9 protein-coding genes are annotated in these 6,264 nt (G+C 61.6%); 7 read left to right on the forward strand and 2 right to left on the reverse strand.

All coding sequences use genetic code 11. From position 1 onward, the window contains the following. Positions 1 to 862 (reverse strand): trimethylamine methyltransferase family protein (locus EN749_RS28240; protein WP_189367758.1); only part of this gene is annotated, 862 nt, incomplete at its 3' end. A 272-nt stretch (positions 863 to 1,134) separates the two neighbouring features. Here EN749_RS28240 and EN749_RS28245 point away from each other — a divergent pair. Next, entirely contained in the window at positions 1,135 to 1,833 is a 699-nt protein-coding gene (locus EN749_RS28245; RefSeq protein ID WP_027029468.1) for a B12-binding domain-containing protein, read from the forward strand. An 82-nt stretch (positions 1,834 to 1,915) separates the two neighbouring features. Here the strand turns inward: EN749_RS28245 and EN749_RS28250 are convergent, their stop codons facing one another. After that, a complete protein-coding gene (locus tag EN749_RS28250; protein WP_023812312.1) occupies positions 1,916 to 2,056 on the reverse strand; it encodes an entericidin A/B family lipoprotein in 141 nt (46 codons plus the stop codon). A gap of 64 nt (positions 2,057 to 2,120) precedes the next feature. Between EN749_RS28250 and EN749_RS28255 the strand changes: the two genes are divergently transcribed. The 6 genes from EN749_RS28255 to EN749_RS28280 form a co-directional block, all read left to right on the forward strand. Then, the gene (locus EN749_RS28255; protein ID WP_127317923.1) at positions 2,121 to 2,750 is read left to right on the forward strand and encodes a DUF1638 domain-containing protein; all 630 of its coding nucleotides are present in this window, start codon (positions 2,121 to 2,123) and stop codon (positions 2,748 to 2,750) included. 114 nt (positions 2,751 to 2,864) lie between these two features. Next, positions 2,865 to 3,440 (forward strand): DUF4893 domain-containing protein, encoded by a 576-nt coding sequence (locus EN749_RS28260; RefSeq protein WP_128364393.1) that lies wholly within the window; start codon positions 2,865 to 2,867, stop codon positions 3,438 to 3,440. Positions 3,441 to 3,533: 93 nt separating this feature from the next. Further along, complete coding sequence (locus tag EN749_RS28265) at positions 3,534 to 4,313, forward strand: formyl transferase (protein ID WP_127397520.1); 780 nt, start codon at positions 3,534 to 3,536, stop codon at positions 4,311 to 4,313. A 203-nt stretch (positions 4,314 to 4,516) separates the two neighbouring features. Beyond that, on the forward strand, positions 4,517 to 4,819 hold the full coding sequence (locus EN749_RS28270) for a virulence factor (RefSeq protein ID WP_023812316.1): 303 nt from the start codon (positions 4,517 to 4,519) through the stop codon (positions 4,817 to 4,819). Continuing rightward, entirely contained in the window at positions 4,812 to 5,450 is a 639-nt protein-coding gene (locus EN749_RS28275; protein WP_127397519.1) for a methylenetetrahydrofolate reductase C-terminal domain-containing protein, read from the forward strand. The genes EN749_RS28270 and EN749_RS28275 overlap by 8 nt, the downstream gene beginning before the upstream one ends. Beyond that, positions 5,447 to 6,264 (forward strand): methylenetetrahydrofolate reductase (locus tag EN749_RS28280; protein WP_145991029.1); only part of this gene is annotated, 818 nt, incomplete at its 3' end. The genes EN749_RS28275 and EN749_RS28280, both read left to right, overlap by 4 nt.

Raw genomic sequence — 6,264 nt, forward strand, 5'->3', positions numbered from 1 at the left:
CGTTCACGCAGCTGATCCGGCCGGGCGCGCCGGCAAGGATGAACGGCGTGACGATGCAGGCCTGGTTGTGGCGCGCTGAAAGTCTATGCGCGCCGAGCATGGTCTCGTCGAACACCATCGGCGAGTTGGCGTTGATCAGGCTGGTCAGCACCGTGTTGTTCTCGACGAAATCGTCACCGAACACGATCTTGGCCATGGCGACGGTGTCTTCGGCGCGCTCCGGCGCGGTCACCGAGCCCATGAACGGCTTGTCGGAATATTTGATGTGGCTGTAGATCATGTCGAGGTGGCGCTTGTTGACCGGCACGTCGACGGGCTCGCACACAGTGCCGCCCGAATGGTGGATCGACGGCGCCATATAGGCGAGCTTCACGAAATTCTGGAAATCCTCGATCGTCGCGTAACGCCTGACGCCGTCGAGGTCACGCACGAAGGGCGGACCGTAGACCGGCGCGAACACGGTGGCATTACCGCCGATCTGCACCGAGCGCTCGGAATTGCGCGCATGCTGGGTGTAGACGGACGGCGCGGTCTTCAGAAGCGAACGGCACAGCCCCTTGGGAAAGTGCACGCGCTCGCCCTTGACGTCGGCGCCGGCCTCTTTCCACAGTTGCAGCGCTTCCGCGTCATCACGGAAGATGATGCCGATCTCCTCGAGCACCGTGTCGGTGTTCGTCTCGATCAGCGCCAGGCCTTCCTCGTCCAGCACCTCGTAAACGTTGATCTTGCGTTTGATGTAGGTGAGCTGCGTACCCGGGCCACCGCCCGAACGTGCTGCCCGCCGGGCTGCTGCCCCGCCACTGGCGCCACGCCCACGTCGCGCGTTTGACGCTTCCTGATCGACTGCCGCGTGTTCGCTCATGGTGGTTCTTCCCTGAAACTGTTCTTGTCTGGAATCCATAGCGGCTGCCTCGCCGCTTCTTGCCAGATCGTAGCCATGCACCCTATTCGAAACGGCCCGCCAGCGCCAACGCCTGTCGCAAAATCGACAAGAATTCCAAGAGAGTTACGGTCGCTTTCCTTTTGCGGGAAGTCGCAAATCAGCTATGGATACATGCCCTCAGCGGGTTAGGTATGAACGCGAAGATGTGTGCCTTGCGACATGGTCGCGATGCCGGCAGGAGCTCGATACAAATGTCCGACGACGAGATCATCCTTTCCGAACTTTCCGACGACGAGTTGGTGCAGCAGATGCACGACGATCTCTATGACGGGCTGAAGGAAGAGATCGAGGAAGGCACCAACATCCTGCTCGAGCGCGGCTGGGTGCCCTACAAGGTGCTGACGGAAGCGCTGGTCGAAGGCATGCGCATCGTCGGCGAGGATTTTCGCGACGGCATCCTGTTCGTTCCCGAAGTGCTGCTGTCGGCCAATGCGATGAAGGCCGGCATGTTCATCCTGCGTCCGCTGCTCGCCGCCACCGGCGCGCCGAAGCAGGGCAAGATGGTCATCGGCACCGTCAAGGGCGACATCCACGACATCGGCAAGAACCTCGTCGGCATGATGATGGAAGGTGCTGGTTTCGACGTCATCGATCTCGGCATCAACAATGCGGTCGAGAAATATCTCGATGCGATCGAACAGCACCAGCCCGACATCATCGGCATGTCGGCACTGCTGACCACGACCATGCCCTATATGAAGGTCGTCATCGACACGATGAAGGAAAAGGGCATCCGCGACGATTATGTCGTGCTGGTCGGCGGCGCGCCGCTGAACGAGGAATTCGGCAAGGCCGTCGGCGCCGATGCCTATTGCCGCGACGCGGCAGTGGCGGTCGAGACCGCCAAGGACTTCATGAAGCGCAAGCACAATGTGCGCGCTTCGGCCTGATTGGTCATTTCGGCCGGACAACAGGAAGCCGCGCCTTGCAGCGCGGCTTTTTTGTTCCCAGATGAAGAAGGCCGGGTGCGGATCAGGGATTGTTGACGGTGTCCTCGACCGCATTGGCGGTTGATTTGACGTCCTTGCCGACGCCTCGGACGGTGTTCGCACAAGCCGTGAGGGCCAGGGCGCAGGTCAAGATGGCAATTGGCGTGATGCGTAGCAGTTTCATGGACGGTGTCTCCCTCAATAGATAAATTAGCGCTACAGCAACGAAGGCCGGCTCGACGGGTTCCATGGCCAAGACGCAAAAAACGAAACCGAATCAAGACGACAGGCTGCTCGTTATCGCCTGTGGGATGATTGCGCGCGAAATTCTGGCCGTCAAGGAACAGCTCGGACTGGATCACCTCGACCTGACCTGCCTGCCGGCAGAATTCCATTTCTATCCGGACCGCATCGCCCCGGCCATGGACAAGGCAATCGAAAAGGCCAAGGCCGAAGGCTACAGCAACATCTTCGTCGGCTATGCCGACTGCGGCACCGGCGGCCTGCTCGACCGCATCTGCGAGAAGCACGGCGTCGAGCGCATGGCGGGCCCGCACTGCTTTGCCTTCTATCAAGGCATGGAGGCCTATGCGAAAGTCGCCGACGACGACATGATGTCCTTCTACATGACCGACTTCCTCTGCCGGCAGTTCGACGCCTTCTTCATGAAACCGCTCGGCCTCGACAAGCACCCGGAGTTGATCAAGGACTATTTCGGCAACTACGAGAAGCTGATCTATCTGGCCCAGACCAATGATCCGGAACTCGACAAGGTCGCCGAAAAGGCAGCCAGAATGCTTGGTCTCGTCTATGAACGCCGCGCAACCGGCTATGGCGACCTGACGGCCGGAATGGCGCAGGCGGCTGCACACGCCTGAAGCAAATCCTGACCCCGCTATGCTCCAACCCTGGGTGACAGGCCGCCGAGAACGGGTAAGTTGTGCGCCACAAGGCAACAGGCCCTCCAGCCATTCGAACGTGGAAACGCACCGATGACCCCTCGCCGCTTGATAGCCGCACTCGGCCTCCTCTGTTTCGCCCTGCCCGCTCATGCCGATGGCGACGTACAAAAACTCATCACCCCGGCCGACAAGAAGCGGCTCGACAATTATGGCGAGACGCGCAAGGCGGCGCTTGCCGAGGCGAAAGCCGGAGACGCGGCCGAGGTCAAGCAACTCGACGCCTTGCTGGCAAAACCGCTGGTGGCCTTTTCCGACAAGGACCTGACCGGCAATTGGCGGTGCCGCACCATCAAGGCCGGCGGGTCTTTGCCGCTCGTCATCTATGGCTGGTTCAAGTGCAAGGTGACCGACGACGGTTCCGGCTGGCGGCTGGAAAAGATCAGCGGCTCGCAGCGCACCAAGGGCCGCTTCTTCGATGATGGCGAGAAACGCGCGATCTATCTCGGCTCCTTCTATGTCAACGATGATCCGGCAAAGCCCTATGGCAGCGGCCCGCAGACCGACCAGGTCGGCTACGCCTTCCGCAACAGCGCCAAGGAATGGCGCATCGAATTTCCGGCGCCCTACTACGAATCGAAGCTCGATATCATCGAATTCAAGCGCTGACTGTGTATCGAAGGCTGATCACCAAGGATTAACCCGGACGCCCTAGCATCCCGACCATTATCAAGAACGGGTTGCTTGGAGGGGGCAAGATCCATGGCAGCATCAGAATCCAGCACGCGGATCGTGGTCGTCACCGGAGGCGGCCAGCATGTCTGGGCTATCGTCAACGCGATCACCGACCGCGTCGGCCCTGTCAGCGTCATCCTCGAAACGCCTGAATCCAAAAAGCAATTGCTTCGCGGCCGGGCTCGCCGCCAGGGCTGGATCTCCGCCATCGGCCAACTTGGCACGATGGTGCTCAGCAGACTGGGCAAACGGCTTCTCGCCAGCCATGCCGCCCGGCTGATTGCCGAGGAAAAGCTCGAGGTCGAGCCGCGGCGGGATCAGGAAATCATCCATGTCGCCTCAGCCAACGGGCCGGAATGCCTCGAAGCGATCAAGAAGATCCAGCCTGGCGTTGTCCTGCTTAATGGCTGCAGGCTGTTGTCGAAGGACATGCTTGCCCGGATGCCTTGCCCGGTGCTCAACTATCACGCCGGCATCACGCCGAAATACCGCGGCATGAACGGTGGCTACTGGGCGTTGACGTCAGGCGACCCGCAGAATTTCGGCACCACCGTGCATCTGGTCGATGCCGGCGTCGATACGGGCGCCGTGCTGAAACAGGTGCGCGGTCAACCGAAACGCGGCGACACCATCTCCAGCTATGCGTTGCGCCAGGCCGCGTTCTCGCGCGACATCTGCGTCGAGGCGGTCAGCGATGTTCTGGCCGGAAAAATCACCACCGTCGACCCCGGCCTGTCATCACAGCAATGGTATCACCCGACGATCTGGTTCTACGTCTGGACTGGCCTGAGAACCGGCATCTGGTAACGCGTTCCTCGTCAGGATCCGCATGCCGTGCGCCGGCTTTTCCGACGCGTCATACCGGGCGCCGGCAGACGCCGGAAACGAATAATCACACCTTTCATTTTACGACATCCAAATGCGTCGCTTTTGAATGCGCGCGCGTCGTCCCATAACAAGCGGCCCCACTGCGCTTCCGGCAATGCTCGCAGAACGAGGAGTGAGAATTCATGGCCGATCTGATCGTCGTCTACTGGCGCGACATCCCAGCCCAAATCATCGTCAAGAAGGGCCGGCAGAACGCCAAGCGCGAGCTGCCGCTGCGCTTCACCGAAGCGATCGACATGTGCGCGATGCGCACTGGCGCCGGCGGCACCGACGATTATCTGGCCGAATGGCGCAAGGCCGATCCCGTCCCGGTCGGCGATGACCTCGAAGCCGAGGTCGAGAAGGCATTCAACGATATCGACACGAAATACGACCGCGAGCGGCTGGTCGCCCTGGTCAAGGCAGGCGGCAAAGAAAATGTCTGAAACCATTCCTGCCAAGGATGGCCAAAGGGTTGTCCAGCCGGTTACCCAGGCCACTCTGGTCAAAAAGGCAGCGCCGAAATCCGACTACAAGCCGGCCGATGTATCGCCGCAGCGGCGCGTGCAGCGTTCCTTTGCGGTCAGATTATGGTCTGTGCGGCACTCGCGATTACTCGAATGGTTCTACGCCAAATTCGCAGACATGTTCCTGCTCCTCCATCCCCTCTGGAAGGGCATAGGCTACGGCCGCGTCGAAGGGCCGATCAAATTCGTCGAGAAGCGCGTCAAGGGCTTCATGTTCGACTGCCGCATGTGCGGCCAATGCATATTGTCCTCGACCGGCATGTCCTGCCCGATGAATTGCCCCAAGCAATTGCGCAACGGCCCTTGCGGCGGCGTTCGCGCCAACGGCAATTGCGAGGTCGAGCCCGATATGCCCTGCGTCTGGGTCAAGGCCTGGGAAGGCTCGCAGAACATGGTGCACAGCGACAGGATCCTGACCGTGCAGAAGCCGGTCGACCAGTCGCTGCGCGAAACCTCGGCCTGGCTGCGGGTGACCGCACAGGCGGCCACCGCACGCGAAGCGGCCGCTGCCGCCAAGAATGAGACGGCAAACACCGGGGCGTCGGCATGATCGGCCGCCAGCGCGACGAGAACCCGGCCGGAATCCACCTGCCGCTCGAACCCCTGCCCGGCCACACTTCGCGCGGCCGGCTGGAGCGCGTCCTGCGGCGCGGCGAGTTCGCCGTCACCACCGAGCTCAACCCGCCCGACAGCGCCGATCCGGAAGACGTATATAACCGCGCCAAGATCTTCGACGGCTGGGTCGATGCCATCAACGCCGTCGACGCCTCGGGCGCCAATTGCCACATGTCGTCGGTCGGTATCTGCGCGCTTTTGACCCGCATGGGCTATGCGCCGATCATGCAGATCGCCTGCCGCGACAAGAACCGCATCGCCATCCAGGGCGACGTGCTGGGCGGGGCCGCGATGGGCGTCGCCAACATGCTGTGCCTGACCGGAGACGGTGTGCAGGCCGGCGACCAGCCCGGCGCCAAGCCGGTGTTCGACCTCGACTGCATGTCGCTGCTCGAGACCTGCCGTATCATGCGCGACAACGGCAAGTTCCTGTCCGGCCGCAAACTGACGACGCCGCCGCAGCTTTTCCTGGGTGCTGCGATCAATCCGTTCGCGCCGCCGATCGACTTCCGCCCGCATCGGCTGGGCAAGAAGATCGCCGCCGGCGCGCAATTCGTGCAGAGCCAGTATTGCTTCGACGTGCCGATGTTCCGCACCTACATGCAAAAGGTTCGCGACCTCGGCTACACCGAAAAATGCTTCATCCTGGTTGGCGTCGGGCCGCTGGCCTCGGCCAAGACGGCCAAGTGGATCCGCTCGAACGTGCCGGGCATCCATATTCCCGATTCTGTCATCAAGCGGCTGGAAGG

The organism is Mesorhizobium sp. M7A.F.Ca.ET.027.02.1.1 (genome assembly GCF_004022985.1).
In the GTDB taxonomy this organism is placed as follows: domain Bacteria; phylum Pseudomonadota; class Alphaproteobacteria; order Rhizobiales; family Rhizobiaceae; genus Mesorhizobium.